Annotated in this window: 12 protein-coding genes; 7 read left to right on the forward strand and 5 right to left on the reverse strand. The window is 60.4% G+C overall.

Annotated elements, in window-relative coordinates; translation table 11 throughout:
- Positions 1–170 precede the first annotated feature (170 nt).
- Together PSH57_RS09065 and PSH57_RS09070 are read left to right on the forward strand one after the other, a co-directional pair.
- On the forward strand, positions 171–695 hold the full coding sequence (locus PSH57_RS09065; protein WP_305389078.1) for a DUF6586 family protein: 525 nt from the start codon (positions 171–173) through the stop codon (positions 693–695).
- 105 nt (positions 696–800) lie between these two features.
- On the forward strand, positions 801–1,034 hold the full coding sequence (locus PSH57_RS09070) for a hypothetical protein (protein ID WP_047227208.1): 234 nt from the start codon (positions 801–803) through the stop codon (positions 1,032–1,034).
- 72 nt (positions 1,035–1,106) lie between these two features.
- Here PSH57_RS09070 and sulA read toward each other — a convergent pair whose 3' ends face one another.
- Together sulA and lexA are read right to left on the reverse strand one after the other, a co-directional pair.
- The gene (sulA, locus tag PSH57_RS09075) at positions 1,107–1,580 is read right to left on the reverse strand and encodes an SOS-induced cell division inhibitor SulA (protein WP_305389081.1); all 474 of its coding nucleotides are present in this window, start codon (positions 1,578–1,580) and stop codon (positions 1,107–1,109) included.
- 10 nt (positions 1,581–1,590) lie between these two features.
- On the reverse strand, positions 1,591–2,199 hold the full coding sequence (gene lexA / locus PSH57_RS09080; protein WP_047227210.1) for a transcriptional repressor LexA: 609 nt from the start codon (positions 2,197–2,199) through the stop codon (positions 1,591–1,593).
- 240 nt (positions 2,200–2,439) lie between these two features.
- Here lexA and PSH57_RS09085 point away from each other — a divergent pair, with 240 nt between their 5' ends.
- The 4 genes from PSH57_RS09085 (at position 2,440) to PSH57_RS09100 (ending at position 8,494) form a co-directional block, all read left to right on the forward strand.
- On the forward strand, positions 2,440–3,147 hold the full coding sequence (locus PSH57_RS09085) for a TetR/AcrR family transcriptional regulator (RefSeq protein ID WP_047227211.1): 708 nt from the start codon (positions 2,440–2,442) through the stop codon (positions 3,145–3,147).
- Positions 3,148–3,318: 171 nt separating this feature from the next.
- Positions 3,319–4,329 (forward strand): beta-N-acetylhexosaminidase, encoded by a 1,011-nt coding sequence (nagZ, locus tag PSH57_RS09090; protein ID WP_305389082.1) that lies wholly within the window; start codon positions 3,319–3,321, stop codon positions 4,327–4,329.
- Between the two features lie 11 nt (positions 4,330–4,340).
- On the forward strand, positions 4,341–5,081 hold the full coding sequence (locus PSH57_RS09095; RefSeq protein WP_305389084.1) for an S-methyl-5'-thioinosine phosphorylase: 741 nt from the start codon (positions 4,341–4,343) through the stop codon (positions 5,079–5,081).
- 119 nt (positions 5,082–5,200) lie between these two features.
- The gene (locus tag PSH57_RS09100) at positions 5,201–8,494 is read left to right on the forward strand and encodes a DEAD/DEAH box helicase (RefSeq protein ID WP_305389085.1); all 3,294 of its coding nucleotides are present in this window, start codon (positions 5,201–5,203) and stop codon (positions 8,492–8,494) included.
- 186 nt (positions 8,495–8,680) lie between these two features.
- Here the strand turns inward: PSH57_RS09100 and PSH57_RS09105 are convergent, their stop codons facing one another.
- From PSH57_RS09105 to mfd, 3 genes are read right to left on the reverse strand one after another with little or no spacing between them, the layout of a single operon-like run.
- Positions 8,681–11,374 carry a DEAD/DEAH box helicase gene (locus PSH57_RS09105; protein WP_305389087.1) on the reverse strand — a complete coding sequence of 898 codons (2,694 nt, stop codon included), beginning with the start codon at positions 11,372–11,374 and terminating at the stop codon, positions 8,681–8,683.
- Between the two features lie 11 nt (positions 11,375–11,385).
- Positions 11,386–11,952: a CsiV family protein gene (locus PSH57_RS09110; protein WP_288916215.1), complete on the reverse strand. Its 567-nt coding sequence runs from the start codon at positions 11,950–11,952 to the stop codon at positions 11,386–11,388.
- A gap of 10 nt (positions 11,953–11,962) precedes the next feature.
- Complete coding sequence (gene mfd / locus PSH57_RS09115; protein ID WP_305416496.1) at positions 11,963–15,412, reverse strand: transcription-repair coupling factor; 3,450 nt, start codon at positions 15,410–15,412, stop codon at positions 11,963–11,965.
- 168 nt (positions 15,413–15,580) lie between these two features.
- Between mfd and PSH57_RS09120 the strand changes: the two genes are divergently transcribed.
- Positions 15,581–17,044: a glyceraldehyde-3-phosphate dehydrogenase gene (locus tag PSH57_RS09120; RefSeq protein WP_047227217.1), complete on the forward strand. Its 1,464-nt coding sequence runs from the start codon at positions 15,581–15,583 to the stop codon at positions 17,042–17,044.
- The last annotated feature ends 91 nt before the right edge of the window (positions 17,045–17,135 follow it).

A 17,135-nucleotide genomic window follows, 5' to 3' on the forward strand; every position in this document is an offset into this window, starting at 1 on the left:
TTCGACGTTTCGGGCGGGGCCGTCCCAATAACCTCAAGTAAACAAAAGGCCGCATGACAACCCAAGGGTTTTCATGCGGCCTTTTTGTTTTTGCCTTGCAGTGGCCTCGGTTGTTCCACGACACTGTCGCCCTTGCGTGAAGCTTTTATTTCGTTGGGGAGAATGCCGCCATGGCCCACGAACTCTATACCCGCACCAATCAGAAAATATATTTCGCCGGCCTGTCGCTCGAAGCGCTCGCCAGGGCAGAGGATGGGCGGGCGATGAATTCTCCCGCGCTGACCCAGGCCGGGCGCGAATCGGCGCTGTTTCATCTGTACGGCGCGTTGTTGGGGTTGTGCCATGAAATTGCCGGGTTCTACCGCCTGCCGCAAGCAAATGCGCCCCGGGCCGAACTGCTGTTGACCCGCGAAGTATTGGAAACCATCGCCATCCCGGAACTGGCCGAAATGGTCGAGCTGGCGCACAACCCGCAAACCTGGCTGGCAAAGCTGTTGGCGGCACACGCGGCGCTGTTCGAGCCGCCCCGGGCTCCTCGCAAGCCTAAGGGGGACGTGACTCAGCCTTTGATCATGGCGGTCAATCTGGACGAAGAAGAGCCCGAGCAGGCGTTGAGCCGGGAGGAGCTGGAAAGCTGGCGTCAGAACCTCAAGAGCCTGGCAATCCGCTTTCGTGAAGGGCTGAACGAGTGTTGAGTTTGCCCCGATCTGTAATATTCGCCCATAACGCTTGGTCAAGATCCCGAGCGAAGCCTGGCCGATGACTATATAATCCTCGCCTTTCGTGGAGAACAGACTTTTATGCCAACGTCCTTTCTAGAAATTGTCGAACTTCCTGATGGCCGCATCGAGCTGCGCAGGGCCGAGGACGAGGGTTCTCTGGTTACCTTGAACTTCTCCGAGGATGCCAAGGCCTTTCTGCAAGGCCAGCACGTCGAAGTCGCCAAGGCGATGTTGAGTGTGGGCGTGCAGATGGCAGGTCGTCTGGTTGAAGGAGAATTCAACAAGGAAGAGGGGCCGCGGGTTCTTCATTGATCCCGCCTGTCGGCTTTTTGGAAGATAGTGTCCTGGCCGGCTTCTCTGTCCTGGAGAAGCCCTGCGTTTGTCTTAGCCCAATCGAATATTCAGGCTTTGTGCGTCCCCGGTGCGCGCGGCGCTGATCAACTGTTGCCGTGCGGTCGTGGTCAATGGATTGAGCCAGCTGACCACCGTATGGCTGCGGCCCAGGCGCAACGCTTCGCAGGTCAGTTGCTGGGCGCTTTGAGTGCCCCGCGGTTGTAGCAGCAGGATGCGCTCACGGTTCAGGCCCGCATCTCGCAGCCAGGCCTGGGTGACGCTGGCCGGTGGTGCGATTAACGTCAGCCAGCGAGCGTCCTGGTCCTGGCTTAGCTCGCGCAGGATCGGCGCCAGCAGGTTCAGGCAGTTCCCGGCTGCACCACGTAACGACAGTTCGCTGAAGGCCTCGGGCTCGGTGCCCCAAGGTGACTCGATCACCTCTTTGAGGGCGGGAACCAGCGGTTGGGCCATAAACGCCTCGAACAGCGGAAGTTGAGTGTGTTGTGGTGCGTGTGGGAACTGCATAAAGCCTCCTTTAGCGGCGGATAACGCCGACACTCAAGCCTTCGATGACCAGATCCTGATCTTTAAGATTGACTTCGATAGGGGCGAATTCGGGGTTCTCGGCAATCAGCCAGACCTTGCTACCGTCGCGCTTGAAACGCTTGACGGTCACTTCATCGCCGATTCGCGCCACCACGATCTGGCCGTTGCGGGCTTCGCGGGTGGTGTGGACTGCCAGAAGGTCACCGTCGAAGATGCCGATGTCCTTCATGCTCATGCCGTGCACGCGAAGAAGGTAATCAGCTCGTGGATGGAAGAACGACGGGTTGATGTTGCAGGACTCCTCGACATGCTGCTCGGCGAGGATCGGAGCGCCTGCTGCTACCCGGCCGATGATCGGCAGGGTGGTTTCGTCGGCCTTGGCCTCAAAGCCGGGGATACGAATGCCGCGGGATGCGCCCGGGGTCATTTCGATAGCGCCCTTGCGAGCCAGTGCCTTGAGGTGTTCTTCAGCCGCGTTGGGCGACTTGAAACCCAGTTCCTGAGCGATTTCCGCGCGGGTCGGCGGGTAGCCGTTGTCTTCGAGGCAGCGTTTGATGAAGGCCAGAATCTCTGCTTGGCGTGGCGTCAGCTTTAGCATATTGATCGCTCTGTCTTTTTATACAGTGACTGGGATTATATACAGTGGGCGCAGCTTGGCAATCCTCCTTTTATCGCAGGCCGCTGGACGGTCGGTCGGGCCGCAAAAACGTCATGGGCTACAGCGGACCGTAGGTGTGGTTAAATATCTGACCGGGCGTTCGCAAAACGCCCCGGCAGGCTTGACAACCCCAAGGCTGAAACGTATGTTTCAAACAAGTGTTTGTCAGGCGGAGTAGCCATGGCCCAGTCGGAAACCGTTGAACGCATTCTCGATGCTGCCGAGCAATTGTTCGCGGAAAAAGGTTTCGCTGAAACTTCATTGCGTCTGATCACCAGCAAGGCCGGGGTGAACCTGGCGGCGGTGAATTATCACTTCGGTTCGAAGAAAGCGCTGATCCAGGCGGTGTTCTCGCGTTTCCTCGGGCCTTTCTGTGTCAGCCTGGATCGTGAGCTGGAGCGGCGTCAGGCCAAGCCAGACGTCAAGCCAACCCTGGAAGAGCTGCTGGAGATCCTCGTCGAGCAGGCCCTTGTCGTGCAGCCGCGTAGCGGTAACGACCTTTCCATTTTCATGCGCTTGCTGGGCCTGGCATTCAGCCAGAGCCAGGGCCACCTGCGGCGTTATCTGGAAGACATGTACGGCAAAGTGTTCCGTCGTTACATGCTCCTGGTCAACGAGGCCGCCCCGCGCATTCCGCCGATCGAGTTGTTCTGGCGCGTGCATTTCATGCTCGGCGCCGCCGCCTTCAGCATGTCCGGCATCAAGGCGCTGCGGGCTATCGCTGAAACCGATTTCGGTGTGAATACATCGATTGAGCAAGTGATGCGTCTGATGGTGCCATTCCTGGCCGCTGGCATGCGCGCCGAAAGTGGCGTCACCGATGAGGCCATGGCTGCCGCGCAGTTGCGTCCGCGCAGCAAATCGACCCCGGCGCTCGCCAAGGCCTGAGTACACGGGTGGGCGCGGCTGCCTACATCCGCTAAGCTAGCGGCCCATGCCGACTCTCGTTTCGAACCCGCTTTATACTTCATTGCATAACCGTGATCTGCCGGGCCTGGAGCCCGGCGGCGCGGTCGTGCGTGCGCCGCTGTGCGGGTTCATTGTTATCAAGGAAATACTATGACTGCTGGCCTGCAAGGCTCGTTGATGGTGGACGTCGCCGGTACCTGGTTGACGGCCGAAGATCGCCACCTGTTGCGCCAGCCCGAAGTGGGTGGCCTGATCATTTTTGCTCGCAACATCGAGCATCCCCGTCAGGTGCGCGAGCTGAGCGCCTCGATTCGCGCCATCCGTCCCGATCTGCTGTTGGCGGTCGATCAGGAAGGCGGGCGTGTTCAGCGCCTGCGCCAGGGGTTTGTCCGTTTGCCGGCAATGCGGGCGATTGCCGACAACCCGAATGCCGAATACCTGGCCGAGCAGTGCGGCTGGATCATGGCCACTGAAGTACTGGCGGTCGGCCTCGATTTGAGTTTCGCCCCGGTGCTGGACCTCGACTATCAACGCAGCGCGGTGGTCGGCAGTCGTGCCTTCGAAGGCGACCCCGAGCGTGCCGCGCTGTTGGCAGGTGCCTTCATCCGGGGCATGAACACCGCCGGTATGGCCGCCACCGGCAAACATTTCCCCGGCCACGGCTGGGCCGAAGCTGATTCTCATGTGGCCATTCCCAACGATGAGCGCAGCCTTGAACAGATCCGCGCCAATGATTTGGTTCCGTTCGCCAAACTGAGCAAGCAACTGGCGGCAGTTATGCCGGCCCATGTCATTTATCCGCAGGTCGATGCCAATCCAGCCGGTTTTTCCCGGCGCTGGTTGCAGGACATCCTGCGTGGCGAATTGCAGTTCGATGGCGTGATCTTCAGCGATGATCTGTCTATGGCGGGCGCTCACGTGGTCGGGGATGCCGCCAGTCGTATCGAGGCGGCGTTGTCGGCCGGTTGCGACATGGGGCTGGTATGCAACGACCGCGCTGCTGCGGAACTGGCCTTGAGCGCCGCCCAGCGGTTGAAGGTCAAGCCATCGGCGCGGATCGCACGCATGCGCGGCCAGGCATTCGCCTCCACCGAGTACCGCCAGGACCCACGCTGGCTGACGGCAATCGGCGCGCTGAAAACCGCCCAACTGATCGATTAAGGACGTTTGTCATGACCGTTTACGCAATTATCGGCGGCACTGGCCTGACCCAGCTCGAAGGTCTGACCATTCGCCAGTCCCTGGCAGTAGAAACGCCCTATGGTGCGCCATCGGCCGAGGTGCAGATCGGTGACTACGCCGGGCGCGAAGTGCTGTTTCTGGCCCGTCATGGCCATCCGCATCGCTTGCCTCCTCACCAGGTGAACTATCGCGCCAACCTCTGGGCGTTGAAGCAGGCCGGTGCCGAGGCGATCCTGGCGGTCAATGCCGTGGGCGGGATTCATGCCGCGATGGGGACCGGGCATTTCTGCGTTCCTCACCAATTGATCGATTACACCAGCGGCCGTCAGCACACCTATTTTGCCGATGACCTGGAGGCGGTTACTCACATTGATTTCAGCTACCCCTACAGCGAGGCGCTGCGCCAGCAACTGATCGCCGCCCTGGCCGCCGAAGGCTGTGGCTACAGCAGCCATGGCGTATACGCCTGCACCCAGGGCCCGCGCCTGGAAACCGTGGCCGAAATCGCCCGCCTGGAGCGCGACGGTTGCGACATCGTCGGCATGACCGGCATGCCGGAAGCGGCGCTGGCCCGTGAGCTGGAGCTCGATTACGCCTGCCTGGCCCTGGTGGTGAATCCGGCGGCGGGCAAGTCCACGGCTGTGATCACCATGGCCGAGATTGAGCAGGCGCTGCATGACGGGATGGGAAAGGTGAAGTCGACGTTGGCGCGGGTATTGGCGGCTGGCTAGCGGAACAGACAGTGAAAACGGTCGCAGAGGTGTCCTGCTGGCGGCCAGGGGGATTCGTACAAAACTCTGGGAAAGCTCCGATTTTCGGCTTCGTTATCCATCATTAAAGTCCTGAGCCCATGATTAAATCGATTGCACAACTTCTTGAGACTGAGTGGGCGGAGTCGTTCGATCAGCGTACGCTCGCTCGTGGATTCGACTACGCCGAGGGAGAACGCGTCCGGATACTGCAAGTAGGTGAGCGATCGGTTCACGCTGAATGCGAGGGTACTGGTGCTAATGTCTACCAGCAGGTGATCAAGCTCATTCGTTATCGGGGTTACGACGAGGTTCGTTACGAATGCTCGTGCCCGGTTGGCGGCGATTGCAAGCACTGTGTCGCCGTCATGTTCCATTTGGTGGGGGATGAACAAGCGCTGCAAGCCGGCTGCGGTGACGAACATCTGAGCCGCGATCTTCAAGCCTGGATTGAGCATATTCCTGCGCAAGGTGCCGATTTGACTGCCACCGGCAATAGCTCCGATGTCCGGCTCTTTTACAAACTCAAGAGCGCAGATACCGGGAGGTGGATGCTGGAGCTCTTCAAGGGCCGTCAGCTCAACGATGGTTCCCTGCGGGACCTGAAAGCGTTCTACCAGCTTGCCGACATGCTGATTCGTTTGCCGAACTACATGTCTGACATTGACCAGCAGATCGGTCGGTTGCTGATCAGCAGTCAACATTTTCATGGTCAGGTGAACAGCTATCCGCTGCAAGGACGCAATGGCGCCGATGTACTGGCGCTTGCATTGCAGTCTTCGCGCTTGTTCTTCGAACTGGACCCGCCGCAGCCGCTCAGCGCAGGGGCTCAGAAGCCGGCGCAGTTTTCCTGGGCGGAGCAGCCCAACGGCAACTACAGGCCTCAGTGGCAAAGTGCCGATCAACGGCCAGGTAAGATTCTGCCGCTTGAGCCGCTTCATTATCTGGATGTGTCCCGCAGGGAGCTTGGTCGGCTGACCTATGAAATGGACGACAAGCTGGCCTGCCATTTATGCCTCGCGCCAGAGATTCCCGCTCGCCAGGCAGTGCTTTTCAGCCATCGAATCAATGCTGTCGACCGACCCATCCCTGCGCCAAAAAAACTGAGCGAGCGCATCATCGACGATGTTGAGCCACGGGCGGTGCTGACGTTGGGAAGCGAACTCAACCTTAGGCACTGGAAATCGGTTCCAGAACATCGTGCGGCGTTGACCTTTATTTACGACGGTCATGTTGCGGACGATAAAGAAATCACGCAGGTATCGGTCCTGTCCGGGACCGAGACGTTGCGCATCCGGCGCAAGCCGGATGTCGAGCAAGCCTTTCGCAACGTTCTGCGTAAGCTAGGTTTCAAAAAGGCCAGTCGCAAGAGCCTTGCACTGGCGGGTAGCGCGGGTGAGATGTTACAGATGCCGGATGACGCCGCCTGGTTGGCGTTCATGGATAAAGGCCTGCCGAAGTTGCGGGCCGCCCATTGGCAAATTGATATCGAAGACGGCTTTCATTTCGATCTGCAACCGGTGGAGCAGCTGTACGCCGACATTGAGGAGTCTCCTGGTCGAGAGTGGTTCGATTTACAGTTGGGCATTGTCGTCAATGGCAAACGACACAGCCTGCTGCCGATTTTGCTTCATCTGCTTCGCTCGAACCCCGAAATGATGGACCCGGACAAGCTCGACCAGCGCCGTGATGAGCAGTTGATGTTGATCGATCTCAACGACGGAAAATTCATGGTGGGGGCCGGCGTGAAGGTCGCGTTGCCGTATGGGCGGGTCAAGCCGTTGATGGCGACCCTCGGCGAGCTGTACATGAAGGAACATCGGGGCGACTCGATACGTTTGAATGCCTTTGATGCGGCCAGGCTGAATACACTCGAAGGTCTTCCCCTGGTCTGGCAAGGTGGTGAGCGGTTGCGCGCTTTCGCAAAGCAATTGCATAAGTCAACTCATGTGCATGTCCCTGCGCCCGAGGGGCTCAAGGCTATGCTGCGACCGTATCAGCTCGAAGGGCTCAATTGGATGCAAACCCTGCGGGAGTTGGAGGTCGGCGGCATCCTGGGCGATGACATGGGCCTGGGTAAAACCTTGCAGACCCTGGCTCATCTGCTGTGCGAGAAGCAGGCCGGACGCCTGGATGTCCCGGCGCTCGCAGTCATGCCCACCAGCCTGATTCCCAACTGGCTCGACGAAGCGGCCCGCTTTGCGCCGCAACTCAACGTCGTGGCGCTTCACGGCGCCGCCCGGCAAAAAGACTTCGCCAGCCTGGCACAGTACGACCTGATATTGACGACTTATGCCTTGTTGCCACGGGATCTTGAGGTGTTAAAGCCCCAGGCCTGGAGTGTGCTGGTTCTCGATGAAGCGCAGAACATCAAGAACCCTACCAGCAAGGCCGCGCAGGCTGCCCGCGAACTCAACGCCCGACAGCGTCTGTGCCTGTCCGGTACGCCCCTGGAAAATCACTTGGGCGAACTCTGGTCGCTGTTTCATTTCCTGTTGCCCGGGTGGCTGGGGGACAGCAAAAGCTTTAACCGCAACTACCGGACCCCCATTGAAAAGCACGGCAACAGCGAGCGCATGCGGCATCTGACGGCCCGGATAAAACCTTTTTTGTTACGGCGCAAAAAAGAACAGGTCGCCACCGAGCTGCCACCCAAGACTGAAATCGTGCATTGGGTTGACCTCAGTGACGGGCAGCGGGATGTTTATGAAGCGGTGCGCGTCGCCATGGACAAGAAGGTGCGCGACGAAATTGCCCGTAGCGGCGTGGGGCGCAGCCAGATCATCATCCTGGACGCGTTGCTCAAGTTGCGCCAGGTCTGCTGCGACCTGCGGCTGCTCAATACCACGCAGACCACCAAAGCGCTGCGTTCGGGCAGCGGGAAGCTGGTCAGTTTGATGGAGATGCTTGAAGAGCTGCTTAGCGAGGGGCGCAAGATTCTGTTGTTTTCCCAATTCACCTCGATGTTGGCCTTGATTGAGGATGAGTTGCAAAAGCGCAGCCTTGACTATTCGTTGTTGACCGGCAGCACCACGGATCGCCGTACTCCGGTGAGGGATTTTCAAAGTGGCAAGGTGTCGCTGTTCCTGATCAGCCTCAAGGCCGGTGGTACGGGGCTCAATCTGACGGCCGCCGACACGGTGATTCACTTCGATCCATGGTGGAACCCGGCGGTGGAAAATCAGGCGACCGACCGGGCTTATCGAATCGGTCAGAACAAGCCTGTGTTCGTTTACAAGCTGATTGCCCGGGGCACGGTGGAAGAGAAGATGCAGGCTCTTCAGCAGGATAAGGCCGCGTTGGCTGGCAGTGTGCTGGATGGTGGAATGACGGGTGGATTGGCGCTTGAGCAGAGCGATATCGAAGCGCTGTTTGCGCCGTTGCCCAGGGCCTGATTTGCCCGGCACATCCAATACCTATGTCACCGGTTAGGCTATCGCGAGCAGGAGACTCGTGGTGCGCTCACCTCAGGACAATGTGGGAGCGAGCCTGCTCGCGATGACGGCGGCACAGCCAACCTCTCCGCCAACTGAACCACCGCTGTCGCGAGCAAGCCCGGCTCCCACAGGGATCGCTGTGAATCAGCGTTTTTCCAGCTTATCCGGCAACGGCGCGAACAGCGCCTCGATATCGTCGCTTTGCAGTTTCCAGTCTCCGGCCACGCGCCCGTCCAATACGCCGGCTGCGAGGTCGGATTTCTCCTTCTGCAGTAACTGAATTTTCTCTTCCACCGTGCCTCGGGCAATCATTTTGTAGACGAACACCGGCTTCTCCTGGCCGATGCGATAAGCCCGGTCGGTTGCCTGGTTTTCGGTGGCGGGGTTCCACCACGGGTCGTAGTGGATCACCGTGTCAGCCTCGGTCAGGTTCAGGCCCACGCCGCCGGCCTTCAGACTGATCAGAAAGATCTGACGCTTGCCGCTCTGGAATTCCTTGACCGGCGTACGTCGGTCCCGGGTCTGGCCGGTCAGGATGGCGTAATCGACGCCGCGTTTCTTCAGTTCGTCTTCGATCAGCGACAGCATCGACGTGAACTGGGAAAACAGCAGGACCCGACGACCCTCTTCAAACAGCTCTTCGAGCATTTCCATCAGGCTGTCGAGCTTGCCTGAAGTGCTGCCCCGGGCGGGCAGGGCAGCATCATTGAGCAGGCGCAGGTCACAACAGACCTGGCGAAGTTTGAGCAGTGCCTCGAGAATGATGATCTGGCTGCGAGCTACGCCTTTGCGAGTGATCTCGTCGCGTACCTTCTTGTCCATGGCCAGGCGCATGGTTTCGTAGACGTCCCGCTGGGCATCGCTGAGCTCGACCCAATGAATGATCTCGGTCTTGGGTGGCAGTTCTGTCGCCACTTGCTCCTTGGTCCGGCGCAGCAGAAAAGGTTTTATCCGACCGTTGAGGTGCTGCAGTCGCACATCGCTGCCGCGCTTTTCAATCGGCACGCGGTAGTCTCGGTTGAAGCTCTTGACGTCCCCGAGCCATCCCGGCAGCAGGAAGTGGAACAGTGACCACAATTCGCCCAGGTGGTTTTCCAGGGGCGTACCGGACAGGCACAGCCGCTGTCGGGCGTTGAGTTCGCGGGCGGCCTCGGCGGCTTTGCTGTTCGGATTCTTGATGTACTGGGCTTCATCGAGGATCAGCACGTGCAATGGCTGTGCCGCCAGGCGCTCGACATCCTTGGGCAGCAGCGCATAGGTGGTGAGGACCAGGTCGTAATCGCCCAGCCGGTCAAAATGCTTCTTGCGCCCGGCGCCGTACAGGGCCAACACCTTGAGTTGCGGGGTGAAGTGGGCGGCCTCGTCGAGCCAGTTGGGGATCAGGCTGGTGGGCATGACCACCATGCAGGGGCGGTCGAGGCGCCCGGCGTTTTTTTCGCTGAGGATATGCGCCAGGGTTTGCAGGGTTTTACCCAGGCCCATGTCGTCCGCGAGGATGCCGCCCACTTCGAGCTGCCTGAGCGATTGCATCCAGCTCAAGCCTTCAAGCTGATAAGGCCGCAGCGTGGCGTTCAAGCCTTCTGGCGCGGTGCTGGTGTAGTCCTTGATGTCCCGCAGGCGTTGGGCCAGGCCACGGATGTGCTCGCCGCCTTCCCAGCGCAGGGGCATGTCTTGCAGCGGGTTCAGGCGCAGGGCATCCGCGCTGTTCAGGCGCAGCTTGGTGGTGCCGGGCTCCTGCAGGTAAAACTCGCCCAGGGTCGCCAGTACCGGTTTCAGCCGGCCATAGGGCAGGGCCACTTGCTGCGGGCCGAACTCGGAGTTCGGACGGTTGGGCAAGTTGACCAGAATGAGTTCGTCATCGCGACGCCTGGCCAGGCGTTCCGGGTTGAACAGTTCGATGTGCGAGCGCATCAGGTTCAGCAGGATCGGCAGCAGGCTCAATCGCTCGCCGTTGACGATAATCCCCAGTTCCAGGTCGAACCAGTCCCGTTCCGGAGTTTCATCGACGGTGGCGTACCACTCGTCCACCGCCGTCAGGTCGAAACCGAAATCCTCGTCGATCTGCAACTCCCAGCCCTGACTACGCAGTTTCGGCAGATCGTTGAGGGTGAACGTCAGCCAGGCACTGTCGTTGACCATCTCGTACAGCTCACCGGCGCTTTCGGGCAGGGCCTTGCTTTGGCGGGTTGCGATTTTGAAGCCGAGGATTCGTAGCTGTTCGCGGTAGGACTGCTCCACCTCCGTCTGGCGTTTTATCCGCAGCGTCTGTGTGTCCTGGCGAATCAGTACGTCAGTGTTGCGCTGGCCGCTGATGTATTCGTCCAGGTAGCTGAAAGACAGAGCGGCGCGGTGCTGGATATAGCGCTGCATCTTGCCGTTGCGCGGCTCGAAGGCGCTGAACTCGATGCTTGCCAGCCACAGCCGCGGCACTGGCTGGACGTTGTCCACCAGCACTTGCGGCGGGGCCTTGGGGCTGCGGTTTTCCAGCACTGCCTGGAGTTTCTCCAGTAACTGCGCGTCTTTCTCGGCGGCCGGGTAGGCCAGGGTTTCCTGGACTTGCAGCAGCACCGCCGCGCAGTGCTTGCAGTTGATGCGCACCGGGCAGGTACAGGCGGCTTCGAGCAGAATCAGCGTGCCTTTGGCTGACTCTTTAAGGCGAATCGTCTGGCGGTAAACGTTGCCCCCAGAACCTTCACAACTGGCGGTGATGGTGCTGTCGCCGGCCTCGACGATCCTGACGCGGTTTTCCAGCGCGTAACGGCGCCCACGCTCCAGGCTCTGTTCCTTGAATCGATTGACCCAGGAAGGTGCCAGGGGTTTGCTCAGGGGCGAGGGCATAGGCGCGCCGATCAGTCCGGAATGACGTCAGGCGCCTGCCGTGGCGCGGGCGCAGTCAGCGAGGTGATTTTGATCAGCAGGCCGAGATGGCCGTTGTCGAGGAAATTCAATTGGCCATTTTTGGTATGGCTCTGCTGTTTGAGACGTTCGCTGGAAGTGACCAGGCCATTGGTGTCGATCTGGTTGATCCAGAAGTCGGCATCCACGTCGGTAAAACGCCCCAGTTTCAGTTCCAGGGTCCCTTCGATGGGAAACTGACCGAACTGTTCTGCGCCGTCACTGACGGCGATTCTGCTGCCCTGTTCGCCCAGGTTCTGCTGCCAGGCTTTGTGCATCAGCACCGTGTACTGGCCGCTGGCGTTGAGTTTTTCCACGATGTGACCCAATGCAGGCGTGCGCTGGCTGTTCGCGTCCAGGCGTTGCGCACCCGCGTCCCAGTCCTCCGGCGCGGCGCGGCTGACAATCGCCGGCTCGGCGTTCTGGCGCATCAGGATCATTTCAACCTGATACAGGTCATCGGCAAACGCCAGGGGAGCGACCAGGGTCATCAACAAGGTCAGTGAGCGGAACAGGCGCATGGGGCGTCCTTCAAGCAGGGGTCGGAGTGAGGCGCTCGAACAGCGCTTCTACGGTATTGAAACGCTCTTCCGGGCGTTCCATGGGCACCATGAATTTGAACATCGTGGCACCTTCGAACTTGTAGCGTTTGGGCTGGCCCTGGATCAGCTTGATCAGGACCAGTGGATCGACCGGCGTCTGGGCTTCGAATTCGATACGACCGCCATTGGGGCCGCCATCGACTTTCTTGATGCCCAGTTGCTCGGCCTTGAGCTTGAGCCAGGTGGTACGCACCAGGTTCTTGGTTGGCTCCGGCAGCAGGCCGAAGCGGTCGATCATCTCCACTTGCAGGTCCTTGAGGCCTTCTTCGTCGGTGGCCGAGGCGATGCGTTTGTAGAGAATCAGCCGTGCGTGGACATCCGGCAGGTAGTCTTCCGGGATCAGCGCCGGTACCCGCAGATTGATCTCCGGCCCGCCACCCAACGGTTGGTCGAGGTTCGGTTGCTCACCCTTGCGGATCGACTTGACCGCCCGTTCGAGCATTTCCATGTACAGGGTGAAACCCACGGCCTGGATCTGGCCACTCTGGCCGTCGCCCAGCAACTCGCCTGCACCACGGATTTCCAGATCGTTGGTGGCCAGCACGAAACCGGCGCCCAGGTCCTGGGTGTTGGCGATGGCTTCCAGGCGCTTTTCCGCGTCCGGAGTGATCTGCTGGCGCGGCGGCGTCAACAGGTAGGCGTAGGCCTGGTGGTGACTGCGCCCGACCCGACCGCGCAACTGGTGCAACTGGGCCAGGCCGAATTTGTCGGCGCGCTCGATGATGATGGTGTTCGCGCTCGGCACATCGATGCCGGTCTCAATGATGGTCGAGGCGATCAGCACGTTGAAGCGCTTGTGGTAGAAATCGCTCATCACCTGTTCGAGTTCACGTTCGCGCATCTGCCCGTGGCCGATGGCGATGCGGGCTTCCGGCACCAGTTCGGCCAGGTCGGCAGCGCATTTTTCGATGGTCTTGACGTCGTTGTGCAGGTAGTAGACCTGGCCGCCACGCAGCAGCTCGCGTAGCAGGGCCTCCTTGATCGTGCTTTTGTTCTGCTCCATGACGAAGGTGCGCACCGACAGGCGCCGGGCCGGCGGCGTGGCGATGATCGACAGGTCACGCATGCCCGACACCGCCATGTTCAGCGTGCGCGGGATCGGCGTGGCTGTCAGGGTCAGAATGTCGACCTCGCTGCGCAGGGCCTTGAGCTGTTCTTTCTGGCGCACGCCAAAGCGGTGCTCTTCGTCGATGATCACCAGCCCCAGGTTTTTGATCTTCACATCGTCCTGCAGCAGTTTGTGCGTACCAATGACGATGTCGATCTTGCCCTCGGCCAGATCGGCCACGGCCGCATTCACTTCCTTGGTGGATTTGAAGCGGCTCATCACCTCCACGGTGACCGGCCAGTCGGCGAAGCGGTCGCGGAAACTGTTGTAGTGCTGCTGGGCAAGCAGGGTGGTGGGCACCAGGATCGCCACCTGCCGGCCGCCGTGAACGGCAATGAATGCGGCGCGCATGGCCACTTCGGTCTTGCCGAAACCAACATCGCCGCACACCAGCCGGTCCATCGGTTTGGGCGCGAGCATGTCGGCGCGCACGGCTTCGATGGTGGTCTGCTGGTCGACGGTTTCTTCGAAGGGAAACCCGGCGCTGAAGGTTTCGTAGTCGGCTTTCGGGTCGGCGAAGGCATATCCCTCGCGGGCGGCGCGACGGGCGTAGATGTCCAGCAACTCGGCGGCCACGTCACGCACTTGTTCGGCGGCCTTGCGCTTGGCTTTCTGCCAGGTTTCCGAACCCAGCCGATGCAGCGGTGCCAGGGCGTCGTCGCTGCCGGTGTAGCGGGCGATCAGGTGCAGGTTCGCCACCGGCACATAGAGCTTGGCGCCCTCGGCGTATTGCAGGGTGAGGAACTCGGCAGCCTGGTTGTCGATTTCCAGGGTCGCCAGGCCCAGGTAGCGGCCCACGCCGTGGTCGATATGCACCACCGGCGCGCCTTCGCGCAGTTCGGTGAGGTTTTTGATGACGGCGTCGTTGGCGGCGTCGGCGCGTTTCTCGCGGCGGCGGCGCTGCATGACGCGCTGGCCGAACAACGGGCTTTCGGCCACCAGCGCCAAGGCCGGGTCTTCCAGGACAAGGCCGTCGTTCAGCGGCGCGATGGTAATCGCCAGGCGATCTTTGCCCGCGACGAAGTCCGGCCAACTGTCGACGGTTTTTGGTCTCAGCTTCAGGCGTTCGAGCAATTCCAGCAGCACTTCACGACGGCCGGCGGATTCAGCGGTGAACAGCACGCGCCCCGGGAACTCGTCGAGGAAGCCCGCCAGCGCCGCCAGTGGCTGTGTGGCCTTGGCTTCGATCGCCAGGTCCGGCAAGGCCTTGGCCGGGAAGCGTTCGCGGCCGACGCCGGTTTCCACGTCCTGCTGACTTGCCACCACGCGTGGCCAGCTCTTGAGTCGGGCAAAGCAGTCTTCCACCGGCAGGAACAGCTCGGCCGGTGGCAATAAAGGACGGGAAGGATCGACGCGGCGCTCTTCGTAGCGATTGCGCACATCGTTCCAGAAATTTTCCGCCGCCTGTTCGATGCCGGGCAGGGAAAACACCTGGGTGTCCTGGGGCAGGTAATCGAACAGGGTGGAGGTTTCTTCGAAAAATAGCGGCAGGTAGTACTCGATACCGGCGGGAGTGATCCCGCTGCTCAGGTCCTGAAAGATCGGGCAGCGACGGAAATCCACATCGAAACGTTCGCGAAAGCGCGCCTTGAAGCGGGTCACGGCGTCTTTTTGCAGCGGGAATTCCTTGGCCGGCAGCAGGCGCACCGACTGTACTTTGTCGATGGAGCGTTGGTTTTCCGGGTCGAAGGTGCGCAGGGTTTCGATTTCGTCATCGAACAGGTCGATGCGGTAAGGCAATTTACTGCCCATCGGGAACAGATCGATCAACGCACCGCGCACCGCGAACTCGCCATGCTCGTACACCGTGTCGACGCAACGATAGCCACTGGCTTCAAGACGGCTGCGCATTTGCTCGACGTCGAGCTTCTGGCCGATGTCCAGCACCAGGCTGCTGCCCAGCAAAAACTGGGTCGGCGCCAGGCGATGTAGGGCCGTGGTGATTGGCACTACCAAAACGCCATGACTGAGCTCCGGCAACCGGTAAAGGCTGGCGATTCGCTGGGAAATGATGTCCTGGTGGGGCGAAAACAGATCGTAGGGCAGGGTTTCCCAGTCCGGGAAATGCAGCACGGGCAAATCCGGGGCGAAGAAACTCAGTTCCTGTTCGAGCCGCTCGGCGCTTTGGCTGTCGGCGGTCAGCAGCAGGGTAAAGCGCTTTGCAGCGCTGGCAGCCTCGGCGATGGCCAGGCTCAGGGCGGCACCGGGCAGGTTGCCCCAGTGCTGTTTACCTGCCGCGGCAGGGAGAAGCGGGAGACGCAGAACGGGCACGGAAGGTTGAGCTCCAGCGTTGCGACAAAGTCGACAATTGTAGCGGGGGAAGGGGGCAGCTGTCAGTCGCAGACTACCCCGGCAGACAGGAAAACCACGGTGCGACAGGCGCGCATTGCTCCGCCGAGTACTCGGCGGCATAATGTAGCCCCTTTTTTCAGCCCCTACATGTGGAAGGTTCCCGTGACTCAGAAGCCCGACCAGTGTCTTGGTGAATGGATCGATCGTGAAGCACTCGCAGAAGCGATGATCCCTCTCATCGGTCAGCTCTACCGCAATAACAACGTGGTGAGCTCGATCTATGGCCGCAGCCTGATCAACCAGTCTGTCATCGCGATTCTCAAGGCTCACCGCTTTGCTCGCCACCGTTCTTCCGACGACAGCGAACTCTCCGTCCACGAAACATTCCCCCTGCTCAAGGCCATGAGCGAGCTCAAGCTCGGCGCGGCTTCGGTGGACCTGGGCAAGCTGGCGTTCAAATTCCGTAACGAAGGCAATGGCCGTAGCGCCGAGCAGTTCGTTCGTGAAGAGATGGCTGATGTGGTTGGCCAGCAAAACGTTTCGGCACGCAAAGGTACCGACGTCGTGCTCTACGGCTTCGGTCGTATCGGCCGTCTGCTGGCGCGCATCCTGATCGAGAAAACCGGTGGTGGCGACGGTTTGCGCCTGCGTGCCATCGTGGTGCGCAAAGGCGCGGAGAACGACCTGACCAAGCGCGCCAGCCTGCTGCGTCGCGATTCGGTCCATGGTTCGTTCAACGGCACCATTACCATCGACGAAGAAAACAACACCATCACTGCCAACGGCAACCTGATCCAGGTGATCTACGCGAAGAACCCGACCGAGGTGGATTACACCCAGTACGGCATCAAGGATGCGCTGCTGGTGGACAACACCGGTGTCTGGCGTGACGCCGATGGTCTGGGCCAGCACCTGGCATGCCCGGGTGTCGACCGCGTTGTTCTGACCGCGCCTGGCAAGGGCAAGCTCAAGAACATCGTTCACGGCATCAACCACAACGAAATCACCGCTGACGACAAGATCGTCTCCGCCGCTTCCTGCACCACCAACGCCATCGTGCCGGTGCTCAAGGCGGTGAACGACAAGTTCGGCATCATCAACGGTCACGTTGAAACCGTTCACTCGTACACCAACGACCAGAACCTGATCGACAACTTCCACAAAGGCGACCGCCGTGGCCGTAGCGCCGCGCTGAACATGGTGATCACCGAGACCGGTGCCGCCACCGCCGCAGCCAAGGCTTTGCCTGAGCTGGCCGGCAAGCTGACCGGCAACGCGATCCGTGTACCCACGCCGAACGTATCGATGGCTATCCTCAACCTGAACCTTGAGAAAGCGGCCACCCGTGAAGAGATGAACGAGTACCTGCGCTACATGGCGCTGCACTCCGACCTGCACAAGCAGATCGATTTCGTCAATTCCCAGGAAGTGGTGTCCACCGACTTCGTTGGCTCGCGCCATGCCGGTGTGGTCGACGCTGAAGCAACCATCGTTCAGGACAACCGCGTTGTGCTGTACGTTTGGTACGACAACGAGTTCGGTTATAGCTGCCAGGTCGTTCGCGTGATGGAAGACATGGCCGGTGTCAACCCGCCAGCGTTCCCGCGCTAAGCCTTAGCCGCCCATGAAAACGCCCCGACTTGTCGGGGCGTTTTTTTGTCTGGGTTTTCTGTCGCCTGGGCTGGCCTCATCGCGAGCAGGC

The organism is Pseudomonas hefeiensis (genome assembly GCF_030687835.1).
In the GTDB taxonomy this organism is placed as follows: domain Bacteria; phylum Pseudomonadota; class Gammaproteobacteria; order Pseudomonadales; family Pseudomonadaceae; genus Aquipseudomonas; species Aquipseudomonas hefeiensis.

Coding starts and splice junctions, on each gene's coding strand:
- PSH57_RS09100 (WP_305389085.1), top strand. CDS start 5,201: ATGATTAAATCGATTGCACAACTTCTTGAGACTGAGTGGGCGGAGTCG.
- lexA (WP_047227210.1), bottom strand. CDS start 2,199: ATGCTAAAGCTGACGCCACGCCAAGCAGAGATTCTGGCCTTCATCAAA.
- sulA (WP_305389081.1), bottom strand. CDS start 1,580: ATGCAGTTCCCACACGCACCACAACACACTCAACTTCCGCTGTTCGAG.
- PSH57_RS09070 (WP_047227208.1), top strand. CDS start 801: ATGCCAACGTCCTTTCTAGAAATTGTCGAACTTCCTGATGGCCGCATC.
- PSH57_RS09120 (WP_047227217.1), top strand. CDS start 15,581: ATGTGGAAGGTTCCCGTGACTCAGAAGCCCGACCAGTGTCTTGGTGAA.
- PSH57_RS09065 (WP_305389078.1), top strand. CDS start 171: ATGGCCCACGAACTCTATACCCGCACCAATCAGAAAATATATTTCGCC.
- PSH57_RS09110 (WP_288916215.1), bottom strand. CDS start 11,952: ATGCGCCTGTTCCGCTCACTGACCTTGTTGATGACCCTGGTCGCTCCC.
- PSH57_RS09105 (WP_305389087.1), bottom strand. CDS start 11,374: ATGCCCTCGCCCCTGAGCAAACCCCTGGCACCTTCCTGGGTCAATCGA.
- nagZ (WP_305389082.1), top strand. CDS start 3,319: ATGACTGCTGGCCTGCAAGGCTCGTTGATGGTGGACGTCGCCGGTACC.
- PSH57_RS09085 (WP_047227211.1), top strand. CDS start 2,440: ATGGCCCAGTCGGAAACCGTTGAACGCATTCTCGATGCTGCCGAGCAA.
- PSH57_RS09095 (WP_305389084.1), top strand. CDS start 4,341: ATGACCGTTTACGCAATTATCGGCGGCACTGGCCTGACCCAGCTCGAA.